General features: G+C 35.2%; 16 protein-coding genes and 1 tRNA gene. 15 read left to right on the top strand and 2 right to left on the bottom strand.

The features are described from left to right. Positions 1-166 precede the first annotated feature (166 nt). The 15 genes from accB to CJP74_RS04155 all read left to right on the top strand — a co-directional run bounded on the left by accB (position 167) and on the right by CJP74_RS04155 (position 16013). The gene (gene accB / locus CJP74_RS04225) at positions 167-628 is read left to right on the top strand and encodes an acetyl-CoA carboxylase biotin carboxyl carrier protein (RefSeq protein WP_119497028.1); all 462 of its coding nucleotides are present in this window, start codon (positions 167-169) and stop codon (positions 626-628) included. Between the two features lie 27 nt (positions 629-655). After that, positions 656-2002, top strand: coding sequence for an acetyl-CoA carboxylase biotin carboxylase subunit (accC, locus tag CJP74_RS04220; protein WP_119497027.1), 1347 nt, complete (start codon positions 656-658; stop codon positions 2000-2002). Positions 2003-2189: 187 nt separating this feature from the next. Next, entirely contained in the window at positions 2190-2924 is a 735-nt protein-coding gene (rph, locus tag CJP74_RS04215) for a ribonuclease PH (protein WP_119497025.1), read from the top strand. Positions 2925-2953: 29 nt separating this feature from the next. Beyond that, positions 2954-3889, top strand: a complete 936-nt coding sequence (gene glyQ / locus CJP74_RS04210; protein WP_119497024.1) for a glycine--tRNA ligase subunit alpha — start codon at positions 2954-2956, stop codon at positions 3887-3889. 18 nt (positions 3890-3907) lie between these two features. Continuing rightward, entirely contained in the window at positions 3908-6001 is a 2094-nt protein-coding gene (gene glyS / locus CJP74_RS04205; protein WP_119497023.1) for a glycine--tRNA ligase subunit beta, read from the top strand. A gap of 49 nt (positions 6002-6050) precedes the next feature. Continuing rightward, positions 6051-8102 (top strand): methionine--tRNA ligase, encoded by a 2052-nt coding sequence (metG, locus tag CJP74_RS04200; RefSeq protein ID WP_119497022.1) that lies wholly within the window; start codon positions 6051-6053, stop codon positions 8100-8102. A gap of 76 nt (positions 8103-8178) precedes the next feature. Beyond that, positions 8179-9288: a rod shape-determining protein MreC gene (mreC, locus tag CJP74_RS04195; RefSeq protein WP_119497021.1), complete on the top strand. Its 1110-nt coding sequence runs from the start codon at positions 8179-8181 to the stop codon at positions 9286-9288. Continuing rightward, the gene (gene mreD, locus CJP74_RS04190; protein ID WP_222986910.1) at positions 9281-9787 is read left to right on the top strand and encodes a rod shape-determining protein MreD; all 507 of its coding nucleotides are present in this window, start codon (positions 9281-9283) and stop codon (positions 9785-9787) included. Before mreC ends, mreD begins: the two co-directional genes overlap by 8 nt. Before the next feature lie 2 nt (positions 9788-9789). Continuing rightward, complete coding sequence (gene hemL / locus CJP74_RS04185) at positions 9790-11067, top strand: glutamate-1-semialdehyde 2,1-aminomutase (RefSeq protein WP_119497018.1); 1278 nt, start codon at positions 9790-9792, stop codon at positions 11065-11067. Between the two features lie 10 nt (positions 11068-11077). Further along, positions 11078-11455 (top strand): FtsB family cell division protein, encoded by a 378-nt coding sequence (locus CJP74_RS04180; RefSeq protein ID WP_119497016.1) that lies wholly within the window; start codon positions 11078-11080, stop codon positions 11453-11455. 9 nt (positions 11456-11464) lie between these two features. After that, a complete protein-coding gene (locus CJP74_RS04175) occupies positions 11465-12427 on the top strand; it encodes an IspD/TarI family cytidylyltransferase (RefSeq protein WP_119497014.1) in 963 nt (320 codons plus the stop codon). 2 nt (positions 12428-12429) lie between these two features. Further along, positions 12430-12918: a 2-C-methyl-D-erythritol 2,4-cyclodiphosphate synthase gene (gene ispF, locus CJP74_RS04170; RefSeq protein WP_119497012.1), complete on the top strand. Its 489-nt coding sequence runs from the start codon at positions 12430-12432 to the stop codon at positions 12916-12918. 2 nt (positions 12919-12920) lie between these two features. Continuing rightward, the gene (locus tag CJP74_RS04165; RefSeq protein ID WP_119497010.1) at positions 12921-13535 is read left to right on the top strand and encodes a YqaA family protein; all 615 of its coding nucleotides are present in this window, start codon (positions 12921-12923) and stop codon (positions 13533-13535) included. A gap of 16 nt (positions 13536-13551) precedes the next feature. Continuing rightward, positions 13552-14715 (top strand): M23 family metallopeptidase, encoded by a 1164-nt coding sequence (locus CJP74_RS04160; RefSeq protein ID WP_119497009.1) that lies wholly within the window; start codon positions 13552-13554, stop codon positions 14713-14715. Between the two features lie 65 nt (positions 14716-14780). Beyond that, positions 14781-16013 (top strand): MFS transporter, encoded by a 1233-nt coding sequence (locus tag CJP74_RS04155; protein WP_119497008.1) that lies wholly within the window; start codon positions 14781-14783, stop codon positions 16011-16013. A 75-nt stretch (positions 16014-16088) separates the two neighbouring features. On the opposite strand, the gene CJP74_RS04150 is transcribed toward CJP74_RS04155, so the two are convergent. Next, positions 16089-16174 (bottom strand) — tRNA-Leu (locus tag CJP74_RS04150). A gap of 12 nt (positions 16175-16186) precedes the next feature. After that, positions 16187-16570: a preprotein translocase subunit SecG gene (gene secG, locus CJP74_RS04145; RefSeq protein ID WP_119497007.1), complete on the bottom strand. Its 384-nt coding sequence runs from the start codon at positions 16568-16570 to the stop codon at positions 16187-16189. Positions 16571-16640: the final 70 nt, after the last annotated feature.

Raw genomic sequence — 16640 nt, 5'->3', positions numbered from 1 at the left:
TAAGTCAATGTTATTTAAGGATAAAAGGCGTTCTATTGAAGTGATTTTAATAGGATGTAATTTTAACTAAAAAAGTTTCTTTGCAAACCGAATTGTAAATAATTAACTGACTAAATACATTGTTATGTATTTGCTTACATGATGTAACTTCTTAATAGGATTGTCAATGAATTTTGATATCAAAAAAATTGAAGCTTTAATTAAAGTTTTTGAAGAATCTTCGCTAACTGAGATTACAATTGTTGAAGATAAAAACTCAATCGTTTTAAATCGTCAGCAAAATATTCAAGTAACAACTGGTGTTAATGCCTTTGCTCCAGCAGCTCCAGTGGCAGTAGCACCTGCAGCTGCACCAGCAGCCGCTCCTGCAGCACCAGCTGAACCTGAAATTAAAGGTCATAAAGTTTTATCACCAATGGTAGGTACTTTCTATCGTCGTTCTAGCCCAGATGCTAAACCATTTGTAGAAGTTGGTAGTAAAGTAAAAGTGGGTGACACTTTATGTATTGTTGAAGCAATGAAGATGATGAACAAAATTGATTCAGACAAAGAAGGCGTGGTTAAAGCAATTCTTGTTGAAGATGCAAACGTTGTTGAATACGATCAACCATTATTTATCATTGAATAATTTTCTTAACAATTAATCGAGCAAGATATGTTAAAAAGAATTCTAATTGCTAACCGTGGTGAAATCGCATTACGTGTACAACGTGCATGTAGAGAGTTAGGAATTGAGACAGTTGCAGCTCACAGTACTATTGATAATTCTTTAATGCATGTAGCATTAGCTGATCAAAGTATTTGTATTGGTCCTGCTCCTTCAGCTAAATCATACTTAAATATTCCTGCCTTAATTTCGGCAGCCGAAGCTACAGGTTGTGATGCTATTCACCCTGGTTATGGTTTTTTAAGTGAAAATGCAGAATTTGCTGAAGCTGTTGAAAGCTCAGGTTTTACTTTTATTGGTGCTCCTGCTGAAGTAATTCGTGTTATGGGTGACAAGGTTGCCGCAATTAATACGATGAAAGCTGCTGGTGTTCCTTGCGTACCTGGTTCAGATGGTCCGCTTTCAAATGATATTAAATTAAACAAAGAAATTGCCCGTCGTATTGGCTACCCAATTATTATTAAAGCTTCTGGTGGTGGCGGCGGTCGTGGTATGCGCGTAGTTCGTAATGAAGAAAGCTTAGAAGAAGCTATCTCTATGACTAAAGCTGAAGCTAAATCAGCATTCAATAATGACATGGTTTATATGGAAAAATACCTAGAAAACCCACGTCATATTGAGATTCAAGTAATTGCTGATAACTTTGGTAATGCTGTATACTTAGCTGAACGTGATTGTTCAATGCAACGTAGACACCAAAAGGTAGTTGAAGAAGCACCAGCACCTGGTATAACTCCAGAGCAACGTGAAAAAATTGGTACAGTTTGTGCTGAAGCATGTAAACGTATTGGTTATCGCGGTGCAGGTACATTTGAGTTCCTTTATGAAAATGGTGAGTTCTACTTCATTGAAATGAACACTCGTATCCAAGTAGAACACCCTGTTACAGAAATGATTACAGGTGTAGATTTAATTCGTGAGCAAATTCTTGTTGCTTCTGGTTTACCTCTTTCAATTAAACAAGAAGATATTCAAGTACGTGGTCACGCAATTGAATGTCGTATCAATGCAGAAAACCCAGACAATTTCTTACCTTCTCCAGGTAAAATTGTTTCTTTCCACGCTCCAGGCGGTTTTGGTATTCGTTGGGATTCTCACATTTATGCAGGCTATTCAGTACCACCAACATATGACTCAATGATTGGTAAACTAATTGCTTATGGTGATACACGTGAAATTGCAATTAAACGCATGAATCGTGCTCTACTTGAATTAGTAGTAGAAGGAATCAAAACTAACCTACCTCTACAAATGGATATTATTAATGATGAAAACTTTAACAAAGGTGGCACAAATATCCATTATTTAGAGAAAAAATTAGGTTTACAAGACTAAGAAAAATGACGCTACAAATCGTAGCGTCTTTTTTGTATTTAAATCCCCTACTTTTTCTAGAGTTAGTCTCTCCAAATACTTGGGTTTGTGATAAAATATAACACGTGAGAGATTGCAATTTTTATTGCGTAAATTTCGTTTATTTAATAAAAAGAGCAATTATTTTTTTGCTTAGAGAAAAGAATTTATGACTAAGACAAGATCATTTAATCGTAGTAATTTAGAATTTCGTCCTGTAAAAATCACACGTAATTGTAATATTTGGGCAGAAGGTTCAGTATTAATTGAGTTTGGTCGCACCAAAGTGCTATGTACAGCTTCAGTAAGTAATAAATTACCACCTTTTATTAAAGATCAAAAGCTTAATCATGGTTGGTTAACTGCTGAATATAATATGCTTCCACGCGCAACAAATACGCGTAATTCTCGTGAAGGTCGTAAAGGAAGTATTTCTGGTCGAACCATGGAAATTCAGCGTTTAATTGGACGTGCTTTACGTAATGCAGTAGATCTAGAAAAAATGCCAGATGTATCTATCACTATTGACTGTGATGTTCTACAAGCAGATGGTGGTACACGTACTACCTCAATAAATGGTGCATGTATTGCTTTATATGATGCTTGTCAATATCTTGTGCAAAAAGGGTTAGTAGCAGAGAACCCATTTAAAGAATTTGTTGCAGCCATTTCAATTGGGATTAATGAAGATGAGATTCTCGTTGATCTTGATTATGAAGAGGATTCAAACATTGGGGCTGACTGTAATGTAGTAATGAGTGAGTCGGAACAAGTTATTGAATTCCAATTAAGTGCAGAAAAACAAAGCTTCAATAAAGAATCACTTGATCAAGTTTATAACAGTGGCTTAGCAAGTGTTAAAGAAATTATTAGACTACAAAAAGAAAGTTTAGGTATAGCGTAATATTAACTCTTTTTTAAGAGACATTATTCATGGAAAATAATTTTAAAACTCATTTTGATATTAAAACCTTCCAAGGGTTAATTCTTGCTCTCCAAGAGTATTGGGGTAATGTAGGTTGTACAATTGTACAACCATTAGATTTAGAAGTTGGTGCAGGTACTTCTCACCCTATGACAGTTTTACGTGCTTTAGGTCCCGAGCCTATTTGTTGTGCATATGTTCAGCCATCACGTAGACCTACAGATGGACGTTATGGAGAAAACCCAAACCGTTTACAACACTTCTATCAATTCCAAGTAATTCTAAAACCATCACCAGACAATATTCAAGAGTTATATATTAACTCTTTAAAAATGTTAGGTTTTGATACAGTTGAAAATGATATTCGCTTTGTTGAAGATAACTGGGAAAACCCTACGTTAGGTGCTTGGGGTCTAGGTTGGGAAGTTTGGTTAAATGGGATGGAAGTATCTCAATTTACTTATTTCCAACAAGTAGGTGGTCTTGAGTGTAAACCTGTAACAGGTGAATTAACCTATGGTTTAGAGCGTTTAGCTATGTATATTCAAGGCGTAGACAATGTTTACGACCTCGTATGGTGTGACGGTCCTTTAGGTAAAACCTATTATGCTGATATTTTCAAACAAAATGAAGTTGAACAATCGGCATATAACTTTGAACAAGCAGATATTGAGTTTTTAAGTTCTAGCTTTGAACATTACGAAAAAGAAGCTAGACGTCTTCTTGAATTAGAAAAACCATTACCTTTACCTGCATATGAGCAAATTCTTAAAGCAGCTCACTGCTTTAACCTTTTAGATGCACGTAAAGCAGTTTCTGTTACCGAAAGACAAAGATATATTTTACGAATTCGTACATTAACTAAACTAGTTGCTGAAGCTTATTATGCAAGTCGTGAAGCTTTAGGTTTCCCTATGTGTAATCGCATGCAAACTCTAGATTAATATAAGGTATAGTGCAAGATGACAGAACTTAATAAACATAGTTTTCTGGTTGAGTTAGGTACAGAAGAATTACCACCATCAGATTTAAAAAATATTAGTGCTGGTTTTACCGACGCTTTAGTTTTAGCGTTACACAAAGCAAATGTAGCTTACGATGAAATTGAATCTTTTGCGACGCCAAGAAGAATTGCGGTTTACATTAAAGGCTTAAACAGTGTTGCTAATAGCCAGTTAGTTGAAAAAAGAGGTCCAGCTAAGGCTGCATGTTTTAATGAAGATGGTTCTCTTTCTAAAGCTGCGCAAGGTTGGTTAAAAGCAAACAACCTAGAATTTTCTCAAGTTAGTTTCTTAGAAACTGATAAAGGAGCATGGCTCTATTATTCTTTTGAACAGCCAGGTGCAAGTTCAGAAGAGATTTTACCGCAAGCTGTTGCCGAAGCCTTAGCAGGTATTCCAATTTCTAAAGGCATGCGTTGGGGTAACCATGACTTTACGTTCATTCGTCCTGTACATACATTTACTATGTTACTTGATGATAAAGTACTCGAAGGTACAGCTTTTGGGGTTAAATCAGATCGTAAAATTTATGGTCACCGCTTTTTAGGAACAAAAGAATTTACCTTAAATCATGCCGACGAGTATCAAAGTCGCTTATTAGCTGAAGGTTCGGTAGTAGCTTCTTTTGCTGAACGTCGTAAAATGATTGTGAACAATGTGAAAAAACTAGCTTCACAATACAATGGTTATGTAAACCTAGAAGATGATTTAGTAGATGAAATTACCTCTTTAGTTGAGTATCCAAATGTATTAATTGCTAACTTTGAAAAAGAATTCTTAAAAGTTCCAAAAGAAGCGTTAATTCATACTATGGAAGGTGACCAACGTTACTTCCCATTATTTGCCGATAACAAATTTACGCAATTATTACCGCACTTTATTTTCGTATCTAATGTAACGCCAAAAGATCCGAGCTTAATTATTGCAGGTAACGAAAAAGTAATACGTCCACGTTTATCAGATGCAAAATTCTTCTACGAACAAGATCTGAAAAAACCTTTAGAAGATTTATTACCGCGTTTAAAAATGGTAGTATTCCAAAACCAATTAGGTACGGTTTATAATAAAACTTTACGCTTAGAAAAATTAGCGTTAGTTTTAGCAGAAAAACTAAAAGGTAATACTACTTTTGCACAACGTGCAGCCCGCCTAGCAAAATGTGACTTAATGACCAACATGGTATTTGAGTTTACTGATACCCAAGGTATTATGGGAATGTACTATGCTCAAGCTGCAGGCGAAGAGAAAGAAGTAGCTCGTGCTTTATTTGAGCAATACTTACCACGTTTTTCAGGTGATCAATTACCAACAACCTTAACAGGTTCTATTTTATCTTTAGCTGATAAATTAGATACTTTAGTAGGTATTTTTGGTATCAACCAACCTCCTAAAGGTGCAAAAGACCCATTTGCTTTACGTAGAGCTGCAATTTCTATTTTACGTATTCTAACCGAAAATGGCTTTAACTTAAGTTTAGGCAGTTTAGTACAGGCAACTATTGAAGTTTATGGTGATAAACTAACTGTTCCAGCTGATAAACTTAAAGAAGATATCTTATCTTTTGTAAATGGTCGTGTTAAAGCTCTATATGAAGAACAAGGCTATGCGATTGATGAAATTCAATCAGTACAAAATCTAAATATTGATAATCCTTATGACTTCTTCTTACGCTTAAAAGCCGTACATGACTTTAAATCTAATTTAGCTTGTGAAGATTTAGCCGCAGCTAATAAACGTGTAAATAACTTCTTATCTAAATCTGATTTTGATAATAACGCTAAAGTTGATGAAACTTTATTCGAAACAGATGAAGAAGTTAATCTTTTCCAAGACCTATTAGTTTTAGAAGAACGTTGCTTACCTCTATATCGTGCCCAAGAATATATGAAAATTCTTTCAGAATTAGCAAGTGTACGTGAGGATATCAATGCCTTTTTCGACAATGTAGTAGTAAATGCCGAAAATGAACTTGTTAAAGCTAATAGATATGCTCTATTAAACAAATTACAGCTACTATTTAGTTTAGTTGCAGATATTTCAACCTTAAATTATTAATTAAATAAGTAAATCTTTATCAAGATTTGCTACATAGGATTTTCTTCACATGTCAAAAATAACGTTCGTAACCTGTGCTTTACCTTATGCAAACAATGACCTGCATTTAGGTCATATGTTAGAGTATACTCAAGCAGATATTTGGGTACGTTACTTAAGATTAACGGGCAATGATGTTGCATTTATTGGCGGAGCTGATGCTCATGGGACACCAATTATGTTACGTTCTCGTTTATTAGGTATTACACCAAATAAGCTTGTTGAGGATTTCCGTGCTAACTATATTGAATTATTTAAACAATATAATATTAGTTTTAATAATTTCAGTTCTACCGAATCTCCTGTACAGTATGAAAACGTTGAGCACGTTTACAACTTATTAGATAACAATGGCTATATAGTAGAAGAAGAAATTGAACAGTTCTACGATACTGTTGAACAAATGTTCTTACCAGATAGATATATTAAAGGAGAGTGTCCAAACTGTCATGCTCCTGATCAATATGGTGATAACTGTGAAGTTTGTTCATCTATTTATTCGCCAACAGAATTAATTAATCCATATTCGGTATTAACTAAATCACGTCCAGAATTACGTAAATCAGCTCACCTTTTCTTTGATTTACCTAAATTTGACGCTAAATTACAAGCATGGTTTGCTAACAGTGATATCCAATCTGAAGTAGCAAACAAAATGCAAGACTGGTTTAAACAAGGTTTACAAAAATGGGATATCTCGCGTGATGCTCCTTATTTTGGTATTCCTGTTCCAGGGAAAAAAGATAAATTCTTCTATGTATGGCTAGATGCGCCAATTGGTTATATTTCTAGCTTTAAAGAGTACTGTCTTGAAAAAGGCCTAGATTATGATAAATTTATCCGTCCTGATAACGACAGCATGGAAATGTATCACTTTGTAGGTAAAGACATTATCTATTTCCACTCTTTATTCTGGCCTGCAATGTTAATGGGGGTAAACTACCGCTTACCTTCTAATGTTTTTGCTCATGGTTATGTAACCGTAAACGGCGTGAAAATGTCAAAATCACGTGGTACTTTTATCAAAGCAAAAACATGGATTAAATATGTAAGTGCAGATGCTTTACGTTACTATTATGCAGCTAAATTAAATCTATCTATTTCTGATGTGGATTTAAATTTAGAAGACTTTGTTTCACGTGTAAACGCTGATATTGTAAACAAATACGTTAATATAGCTTCACGTGCTTCTTCATTCTTATCTAAACAATTTAACAATCGTTTAGCTGTAGATCTTGATGAACCATTAAATTATCAAGCATTTACAACTAAGTTTGAAGAAATTGGTCAAGCTTATAAAGAGTTAAACTTTGCTAAAGCTATTCGTGAAATTTCTGCTTTAGCTGACGAAGCTAACCGTTACTTTACTGAGCGTGCTCCATGGGTAATTGCTAAAGATCCTGAACGCGTAAAAGAGTTACATCAAGTTTGTACGCAAACTATTTTCTACTTTAGAGCGATTATGACGCTATTAAAACCAGTAATTCCTGGTATTGTAGAAAAAGCAGAAGAGTTCTTAGGTGAAACTTTAAATTGGGCAAGCTTAAATAAATTACCATTTGGTAAACAAATTAACCAATTTACGCCAATTTTCACGCGTCTAGAAAACTCAATGATTGAAACTTTAATCGAAGAGTCGAAAAAGGAAGCGGCCGAAGAACAAGCATTAAATGACAAATTACAAAAAGATTTTGATGCTAAACATAATCTAAATCAACAAGAGCCAGAAGAAGTTGAATACATTACTATTGATGACTTCTCTAAAGTTGATCTACGTTTAGGCGTGGTTCTTGAGTGCTCAGCGGTAAAAGAATCAAATAAACTTTTACGCTTTAAAGTTGATTTAGGTAATGGTGATGTAAGAAATATTTTCTCGGGTATTAAAGAACATTACCCTAATCCTGAAGAGCTTGTAGGGACAAATGTAGTGGTTGTAGCTAACTTAGCTCCGAGAAAAATGAAATTTGGTGTTTCTGAAGGGATGATTTTATCTGCTGAAACAGACAGTGGATTAAGTGTAATTACCACCAAGGATAAAAAATCACCTGGTAAAGTATCTTAATCTTTAACTAACAAATAATAAGCCACTAATAAGCCTATTAGTGGTTTATTATTTATCATTAACGGAATATCTCATAGTGAATAATGCTATTTTCTATAAACCTAAACATTTATGGCGTGCGTTAATTTGCATGTGTATAGCGTTAGCTCTATTTTGTTTATCTGTTTTTAAAACAATAGAACCTTTTAGAGTTTATTTAGATAATTTTACAAATCGTATTTTTATATTTAACTATGGTACTAATCAAATAGTTAACCATATTACCCCGAATTTTAAAGATGTTGGCTCTTTAACTTCTGCTAACGAACAATTACAACGTCAGGTAACAGCACTGCAATCTGAGTTATCTCGAGTTAGAGCTCTCGAAGAAGAAAATAAACGCCTCAAGGCTATTCTTGGTATCAATGACGTAGATGTAGCCTATATGCAGGCTGTAAATCTTATTAATACCGAGCAAGGTGTAAAAAATAATATTATTTTTATCGATAAAGGGGCACAAGACGGGCTTTTTTACGGGCAAAATATTTTTGATGCCTATGGTTTAATAGGGCAAATTATTTCGGTTTCTGATAATCAAAGTCGTGTATTAATGATTACCGATGTTAATTCCTATGTGCCAGTTTATAATCTGTCTAACCAAGAGCAGTATCTTCTTAAAGGAAGCAACACTCAAGAGTTAGAAGTAGAGTTTATTAAACCTAAATCAGAGATAAAGGTAGGAGATAGACTTTATACTTCAGGTTTAGCACAAAGATTTTTATCTAATTACCCAGTAGCTCAAGTAACACGTGTAGTTACCGATAGCAATAATAATGTTATTCGAGCTTATGCTCAACCTTTAGCCCATTTAACTAGTTTAAGATATATGGTGGCAGTATGGCCTTATTGTAATATTATGCCAACGCAACAGTCACCTAATCTAGTTTATAATCGCGAGTATAATCACAACTCGCTCTTGCAACGTTTAGAGCAAAATCGTAAAAGTCGTACTACGAACTTTTTATATTATCAATATCGTGGCGTAAGTCCTGAGAGTTTAAGTTTTGCGCAGTATTTAACGCGTCTCAAAGGCGTTTCGCAAGTAGTAGACACAAATTATCAAGCTGATACTAACCTAGGTAGACAACACTGTTACACGATCAATCCAACACGACCAAATTTAAATCGAGGAGGTAATGATGAATAATCTTATTCGCATTATTTTTATTTATTTAACTTTTTTCCTCGGTTTTGTTGTAACTACAATTCCTTGGGCAAGTGAATATGTGAGCTTAAGACCTTATTGGATTCTCGTTTTACTGTTAATTTGGTCAATTAAAGACCCAAGTAAAGTGGGATACATTACCGCTCTCGTGCTAGGGATATTTGCCGATAGTATTAGCGGATCCCATCTAGGGGAACATAGTATAGCTTTTATAATTGTAACTTTTCTTAATAAGCGTCTAGTTAAGTTATATCAAAATATAGGTTTTGTTTTTCAAACCCTTAGTACGGTCTTTTTAATCTTCCTTTACTCTATTATTATTTTTATCTTAGAGTTATTTTCATATAATTTTATCCAATTTGATAAAAACTTTTTCTTACCTATTTTAACTTCAACCATTATTTGGGCTTGGCTCTATGTTTTAATTGATATGGGACAAGCTTGGTTAGGGCGACGTTTAGGAAGAAGCTTTGGTAAATAATCATGAATAAGTCAACAGAACTTTTTGCAGAAAGTAAAAAACATATTCCAGGTGGGGTAAATAGCCCAGTAAGAGCATTTTTAAGTGTGGATGGTGATCCTGTATTTATTGATCATGCAGATAAGGCCTATCTCTATGACGTAGATGGTAAGCGTTATATAGATTTTGTTGGCTCATGGGGTCCTGCAATTTTAGGGCATAATCATCCAGAAGTGGCTCAAGCGGTAAAACAAGCAGTTGACCGTGGCTTGAGCTTTGGAGCTCCAACGGCTATTGAAGAGCAAATGGCGGATTACCTTTGCCAAAATATTCCTAACTTAGAAATGGTACGCATGGTTTCTTCTGGAACCGAAGCAACTATGAGTGCAATTCGTTTAGCTCGCGGTTATACTCAGCGTGATAAATTAATTAAGTTTGCAGGTTGCTATCATGGTCATAGCGACTCATTACTTGTAAATGCAGGCTCTGGGGCTTTAACGCAAGGAACTCCTAGTTCGGCAGGGGTAACTAAAGGAGCAGCTCAAGATACTTTAGTGGCAAACTATAATGATTTAGCTTCGGTTGAAGCTCTATTTGTAGCTAATCCAGAGCAAATAGCTTGTGTTATAGTTGAACCTGTGGCAGGAAATATGAACTGTGTTCCTCCAGTACCTGGTTTTCTTGAAGGGCTAAGAAAATTATGTGATCAATACCGCGCAGTTTTAATTTTTGATGAAGTTATGACTGGCTTTAGAGTAGCTTTCCAAGGAAGTCAAAAAGTTTATCAAGTTGATGCTGACTTAATTACTCTTGGCAAAATAATTGGTGGGGGCATGCCTGTTGGTGCTTTTGGGGGTAAAAAAGAAATTATGGCACAAATAGCTCCATTAGGTCCAGTTTACCAAGCTGGTACTTTATCGGGCAACCCTTTATCTATGACCGCTGGCTTAACTACTTTAAAATTATTAAATGAAGAAGAAAATTATGCTAAATTAGAAGAAAGCACTAAATATTTAGTGCAAGGTCTAAAAGAAAGGGCACAAAAATATAATATTCCATTTTTTGTTACCCAAGTAGGGGCTATGTTTGGTTTCTTCTTTAGTCAAGGTCCAGTAACCGACTTAGCTTCAGCGTCACAAGCTAATATTAGTCAGTTTAAAAAATTCCACCAATTTATGCTCGAGCATGGAGTATACCTTGCTCCTTCACCATTTGAAGCTAGTTTTATGTCTTTAGCTCATACTAAAGAAGACTTAGACTATGTTTTAGATCTTGCCGAGCAAGCATTTAAATTACTTTAGGATGTAACATATGGGGCTTAGAGTTTTTAATTTACTACTAGTTTGCGTTATATGCTATCTAGTTTACGGCATTATTGCTGGGAGAAATGGCTATATCTATTTAAATGATATGAAAGCAAAAGTAGAAGAGCAATTGCTAGTAAATACTAAGCTCCAACAAGAAAATGCTTATTTGCAACAAAGAGTTGAAGCTTTAAAAACTGGTAATCTCTTTACCTATGAATCTTTTGTGCGTCGACAAATGAATTATATAAAGAGTGATGAAGTATTCTTTAGAATTATTGACAATCGGATTATTCCGACTTACTACTCTAAAGAAAATGCTGACAAATATGTTCCTGCACCAAATGCACCAGTTCTAAATCCAAACTTTAATAGACGTAATTAGGAACGATAAATGGCAAAACATATTGCTCTTTTATGTGCTGCGGGCGTGGGCTCAAGGATGCAAGCTCAAGTACCTAAGCAATACTTAAGTCTAGACTATCAAGGGAAAAAGCAGTCAATTTTAGAAATAGCAATAAAGAAATTTAGCCAACACCAATGTATAGATGCTACTCTTGTTGCTCTTAATGAAAATGACACTTACTGTAATGCCTTGCCTGAGTTTGCAAATTTTAGTTCTCAGACAAATGATCATCTCCAAGCTTTACAGGCAAATAACTTATATGCCTGTTTAGGCTATGGGCAAAGAATTCATACGGTATATTCTTTGCTTGCTAATGCCATGGAATTGTGCTTACAAAAGAGCTGGCAACCTGAACAGACTTATGTATTAATCCATGATGCAGCTAGACCTTGTATTAGAAGCGAGGATATAGATCTAATTGTAAAGCATATAGAGCAATTAGATTCGCTTGAACAAATTCTTGCTAAAAGTGAACAAGGTGAACCTGTGCAAGGAGGAATTCTTCCTGCTGCTAGTGTAGTGGATTCGGTAAAGCAAATTTCTGGGAGCTATGCCCAAGACAACTTAGATCGCGACAAGTTAGTCTTGGCTCAGACCCCGCAAACGTTTAATTTGCTCTACTTGTACTATTTAGTAACTAAGCTCTTTTTATATGCCGAGCAAGATATTAAGCAGGATAAATATCATGCAGAATATACTAAATATTTACAAGTATTTCCAAGTTTAGAAAAACTTGAAAATAGTAAATTAGCCGAATTAAAGTTAAGGTATAATAAAGCTTTAAATAAGCAGTCTAAACAACAAATTTTTGCTTCTTTAACCGATGATTGTTCGGTGGTTGTTTACTTTAATGACTTAGTTAAAGTTGTTCTTTTAGGAAGACATAACCTAAAAGTCACAGTTCCCGAAGATTTAGATTTAGCTCAATTTTATCTTAATTTAGGAAAATAAGTATGCTAAGAATTGGACATGGATTTGATGTTCATGCATTTGATCAAGAGTCAACTGGTCCTATAAAAATGGGGGGTGTTTCTATCCCTTATGATCATGATTTTTTAGCGCATAGTGATGGTGATGTACTTTTACATGCCATTTGTGACGCGTTATTAGGTGCTTTAGCTTTAGGTGATATAGGCAAGCACTTTCCTGATACGGCACAGGAATTTTATAAAATCGATAGTAAGATTTTGCTAAGAAAAACTTACCAATTAATTCAAGAGCATGGTTATAGCTTAGTAAATTTGGATGCGACAATTATTGCTCAAGCTCCTAAATTTGCTAATTATATTGTGCAAATGCGAGAAAGTATTGCTGCCTGCTTAAATACGCAAGTAAGCAATGTTTCAGTAAAAGCAACTACTAGTGAAAAGCTAGGATTTACAGGAAGAAAAGAAGGAATTGCTGTAGAAGCCGTTGTTTTAATTAAAAAGGATCAAGAATAGATATGAAATTAATGCAAAGGTTTTATGACCGCGTAACCTATTATGCTGGACATAAAAAGGCAAATCTTTTTCTTTGTGTATATAGCTTTCTTGAAGCAATTATTTTACCCGTGCCAATTGATGTTTTACTTGGTCCTATTGCCATGCAAAAACCTCACCAAGCTTTTAGGTTAGCCTTTTACGCTGCCTTTTACTCTTTACTTGGTGGTTGTGTGGGCTATACTCTAGGGTACTTTTTCCACGATATAGCGGCACAGGTGTTTTCTTTAATTTCAGGCTCAAGTACAACGGCAGAAAACATAAATGAGAACCCTACATTTCAACAAATAGAAGCCTTTTTAAATCAACATGGGATTTTATCTGTAGTCTTAGTTGGTTTTACTCCGCTTCCATTTAAAGTTTTCTCTATCGCATTTGGTTTCTTTGAATATAACTTTGCGATTTTCTTTTTCTTTAGTTTTATTTCGCGTTGGGTAAGATTTTTAATTGTTTCTTATCTTTTTGCTTACTTTGGACAAAAATATCGCAAACAAATTGAAAGTATAATTACTAAGTCAAGTTGGATTATACTAATTGTTGCTATTTTAGGTTTAGTTATTTACTATTTATATAAATAATTTAGAGGAATAGACAATGAACCCTAAGGTTTTTAAACTTTCTTTAACCGCACTAGTGGCTGGTATTTTAGCCGCATGTTCTGCTCCACAGAGCAGTGCTCCTATTTACAATATCACTAACAGTGGTACTTATGCTGGTTCTTCGAATAATACTACTACGAACCAAAACTCTGTTCCTCAACAACAGCAGACAGATACTTCAAGTATTAATCCAAGCTTTACCGTAAGACCTGCGGAAGATAATAGCTCAGATACTACGTACAATGCTCCTGTTACGCAACAGGTGCAACAATGTGAAGCAACACAACCATTTGTAATTCCACGTGGAACTGATAATAAACCTATTTATAGTCGTATTACAAAAGGTTCTTATAAAGCGAAAAACTATGTTGTGCAACAAGGTGATACCTTTTACCTCTTAGGTTACTTATCAGGAACTTCGGCAGAAGAGGTTGCTCGTATTAACCGTATGAATGTAAATGATGTATTAAGTCCAGGTACGGTAGTGGTGTTAAATCCAAATGCTTGTGCAACTTCAAGCCAAGCTCCAGTTGCAGCAGGAACAACAACTCCTGCTCCGACAGCGACAGCAACAGTAACAGCTCCGACTGCAACGACAACTGCACCAACGCAAGCTGCAACTGCGCCGACAACTACGCCAACAGCAACTGCACCAACACCTGCTCCGACACAAACTGCAACTACACCAACGCAAACTACAACTGCTCCGACACAAACAACTACTACAAGCACAGCTTCGGCTGCAGATAGTAAGCCTACAGTAGCAGCACAAGGACGTGCGACAGGGGCAAATGCTTTACTTTGGCCTGCTAATGGACGTGTAATTCAAACCTATTCAAATAGAGATGGTAGTGATCACTCAATCCATATTGCGGGTACTATCGGCGACAGAATTTTTGCTTCGCAAGATGGACACGTGATTTTTGCGGGTGTTTATAATAAATACGGCAATACCGTGATCATTAACCATAACAACAGTATGTTAACAGTTTATGCATGTAACTCAAGCTTACGTGTTAAAGCAAATCAAACAGTTAAAAAGGGTGATGTAATTGCTTTAATGGGTAATACTTGTGGCAATAATGGAACCATGCTCTTTTACCAAGTACGTGTAAATGGTAATCCAGTTGATCCTTTAAATTATCTTGCAAAACGTTAATTGAGAAAAAAAGATTACTTGGCTTAGGCAAGTAATCTTTTTTTAATAGTATTTGAATTTTAGGTATGTATTTTAAAACAAAATTTGCCTTTTGGTATACGGCAATAGCTTTGTGTCTTGTTACTTTATTGTCGCGGGCACCTTTTACTGAATTATCTCCTATAGTTGATCTCGTGGGTGATGATTTAAATTTAACTAAAACTCAACAAGGCATACTTTTAAGTTTACCCACTTTTGTAATGGCTTTCTTTGCAGCTCTAGTGGCTAAAGTTGATCAAAAGCTAGGTCTGGTAGTTACAATCTTATATGGGATGTTTGCCATAGTTTTAGGGATAATTATTCGTGACTATTTAAGTAGCTATTTTGCTAATAGTGCTATAACTTATTTATACTTAGGTACTTTAATCCTCTCAGTAGGGGTTACGATAATAAGTGTTCTTTACCCTTCTTTTATTAATGGCTTTTTCCCACAGCATTTAGGTATTTTAAATGCTATAAATGGAGCTAATATTTCTGTCTCAAGTTTATTAGGGACATTTTCTGCCTTAACCATGATAGGCATGGGCTATTCATGGCAACAAGTGGGTACTTTTTGGTTAATTATTACGCTCGTAATAATTGTTATCTACTTGCCAACCTTTAAGTTTACCAAAGCAAGAATGCAAGAAATAGTGGCAGAAAATCGTGCCGTAAACTTCATGGCTGATAGTGATAAAGTAAGAGTTTCCATGTGGAAGCAATTAGCTCCTTGGTGTATTGCTATTACTTTAGGAATAGAAAGTATTAACTTCTATTTTGCCTTAAGTTGGTTTAAACCTTATATAGGGCAGGCAATTAGCAATGGACAGTTTTCGCTTCTGGTAAATATATTCCAGGTTACTTCGTTATTAGCTTCATTAGTAACGCCAGTAATTGTAATGCGCTACACTAAGCATTTAACGAGTATTCTCGTGCTAAGTTGTATTATCTTTTCTTTTACAACTGTGCTTATGTTCTTTGTGACTAACTACATTATTTTAGTTGTAGACTTTATTCTTTTTGGTGCTTTAGCTGGTTTTATTCTTGCAGTATTACTTTTACTTCTTTCTTATAAAACTAAAACTGCAGGAGCTACTTCGAGATTATCTTCTTTAGTAAACTCTGTTGGCTTTTTACTAGCAGCTATTTACCTCTTTGGTTTTGGTTGGCTATTTGATTTAACAGGCTCATATACAGCAGGAATAGGCGTCACTATCTTAGGATGTATAATCTTACCATTTGTTGCTTACATAGCCACTAAACGTGAAATAATCGAGTAAAAAAAGGGACTCCATTTAGGAGTCCATTTTTTATGGGCAAAAAAATAGACTCTAGCTTTGCTAGAGTCTTTAAAATGGTGCAGATAGTGAGATTTGAACTCACACGCACAATGTGCACTACCCCCTCAAGATAGCGTGTCTACCAATTCCACCATACCTGCATTAAAACTTTATTAGTTCCCGCCGTTGTTATTATTATCAGCCGGAGTTGTAGGAACTGTTGGATTTTCTGTTGGAACAGAAGTTGGAAGTGAAGGAGTTACTGGAGCCGTTTGAGCTGGAGTCTCGCTAATACGTCTTAGTAAATCATCACTTTGTGTATCAGTGCGGTGAGTATTGATATTAGCAATTACTAACGCACCTAACATAAAAATTGTAGCAAAGATTGCTGTAAGGCGACTTAGGAAGGTCGCAGAACCAGATGAACCGAATACAGTGTTTGAAGCGCCAGTACCACCTAACGCACCTGCATCAGCACCTTTACCTTGTTGCAGCATGATTAATGCGATTAAAAATAGAGCAACAAGTACATAAATAACTAATAGAAGAGTATACATTGTTAATCGAGTCTATTTGTTCGCTTCCATTATTAACATGCTATAACAGATAAAGCGAATATTAATTCTT

Origin of the sequence: Psittacicella melopsittaci, from assembly GCF_003585925.1 — a bacterium.
Taxonomy (GTDB): Bacteria; Pseudomonadota; Gammaproteobacteria; order Enterobacterales; family Psittacicellaceae; genus Psittacicella; species Psittacicella melopsittaci.
This window is presented reverse-complemented; position numbering and strand designations above follow the sequence as displayed.

Excerpts from the sequence above, each read along its gene's own strand:
- hemL (WP_119497018.1), top strand. The coding sequence starts at position 9,790 with ATGAATAAGTCAACAGAACTTTTTGCAGAAAGTAAAAAACATATTCCA.
- glyQ (WP_119497024.1), top strand. The coding sequence starts at position 2,954 with ATGGAAAATAATTTTAAAACTCATTTTGATATTAAAACCTTCCAAGGG.
- CJP74_RS04165 (WP_119497010.1), top strand. The coding sequence starts at position 12,921 with ATGAAATTAATGCAAAGGTTTTATGACCGCGTAACCTATTATGCTGGA.
- ispF (WP_119497012.1), top strand. The coding sequence starts at position 12,430 with ATGCTAAGAATTGGACATGGATTTGATGTTCATGCATTTGATCAAGAG.
- secG (WP_119497007.1), bottom strand. The coding sequence starts at position 16,570 with ATGTATACTCTTCTATTAGTTATTTATGTACTTGTTGCTCTATTTTTA.
- mreD (WP_222986910.1), top strand. The coding sequence starts at position 9,281 with ATGAATAATCTTATTCGCATTATTTTTATTTATTTAACTTTTTTCCTC.
- accC (WP_119497027.1), top strand. The coding sequence starts at position 656 with ATGTTAAAAAGAATTCTAATTGCTAACCGTGGTGAAATCGCATTACGT.
- metG (WP_119497022.1), top strand. The coding sequence starts at position 6,051 with ATGTCAAAAATAACGTTCGTAACCTGTGCTTTACCTTATGCAAACAAT.
- rph (WP_119497025.1), top strand. The coding sequence starts at position 2,190 with ATGACTAAGACAAGATCATTTAATCGTAGTAATTTAGAATTTCGTCCT.
- CJP74_RS04155 (WP_119497008.1), top strand. The coding sequence starts at position 14,781 with ATGTATTTTAAAACAAAATTTGCCTTTTGGTATACGGCAATAGCTTTG.
- glyS (WP_119497023.1), top strand. The coding sequence starts at position 3,908 with ATGACAGAACTTAATAAACATAGTTTTCTGGTTGAGTTAGGTACAGAA.
- CJP74_RS04180 (WP_119497016.1), top strand. The coding sequence starts at position 11,078 with ATGGGGCTTAGAGTTTTTAATTTACTACTAGTTTGCGTTATATGCTAT.
- accB (WP_119497028.1), top strand. The coding sequence starts at position 167 with ATGAATTTTGATATCAAAAAAATTGAAGCTTTAATTAAAGTTTTTGAA.
- CJP74_RS04175 (WP_119497014.1), top strand. The coding sequence starts at position 11,465 with ATGGCAAAACATATTGCTCTTTTATGTGCTGCGGGCGTGGGCTCAAGG.
- CJP74_RS04160 (WP_119497009.1), top strand. The coding sequence starts at position 13,552 with ATGAACCCTAAGGTTTTTAAACTTTCTTTAACCGCACTAGTGGCTGGT.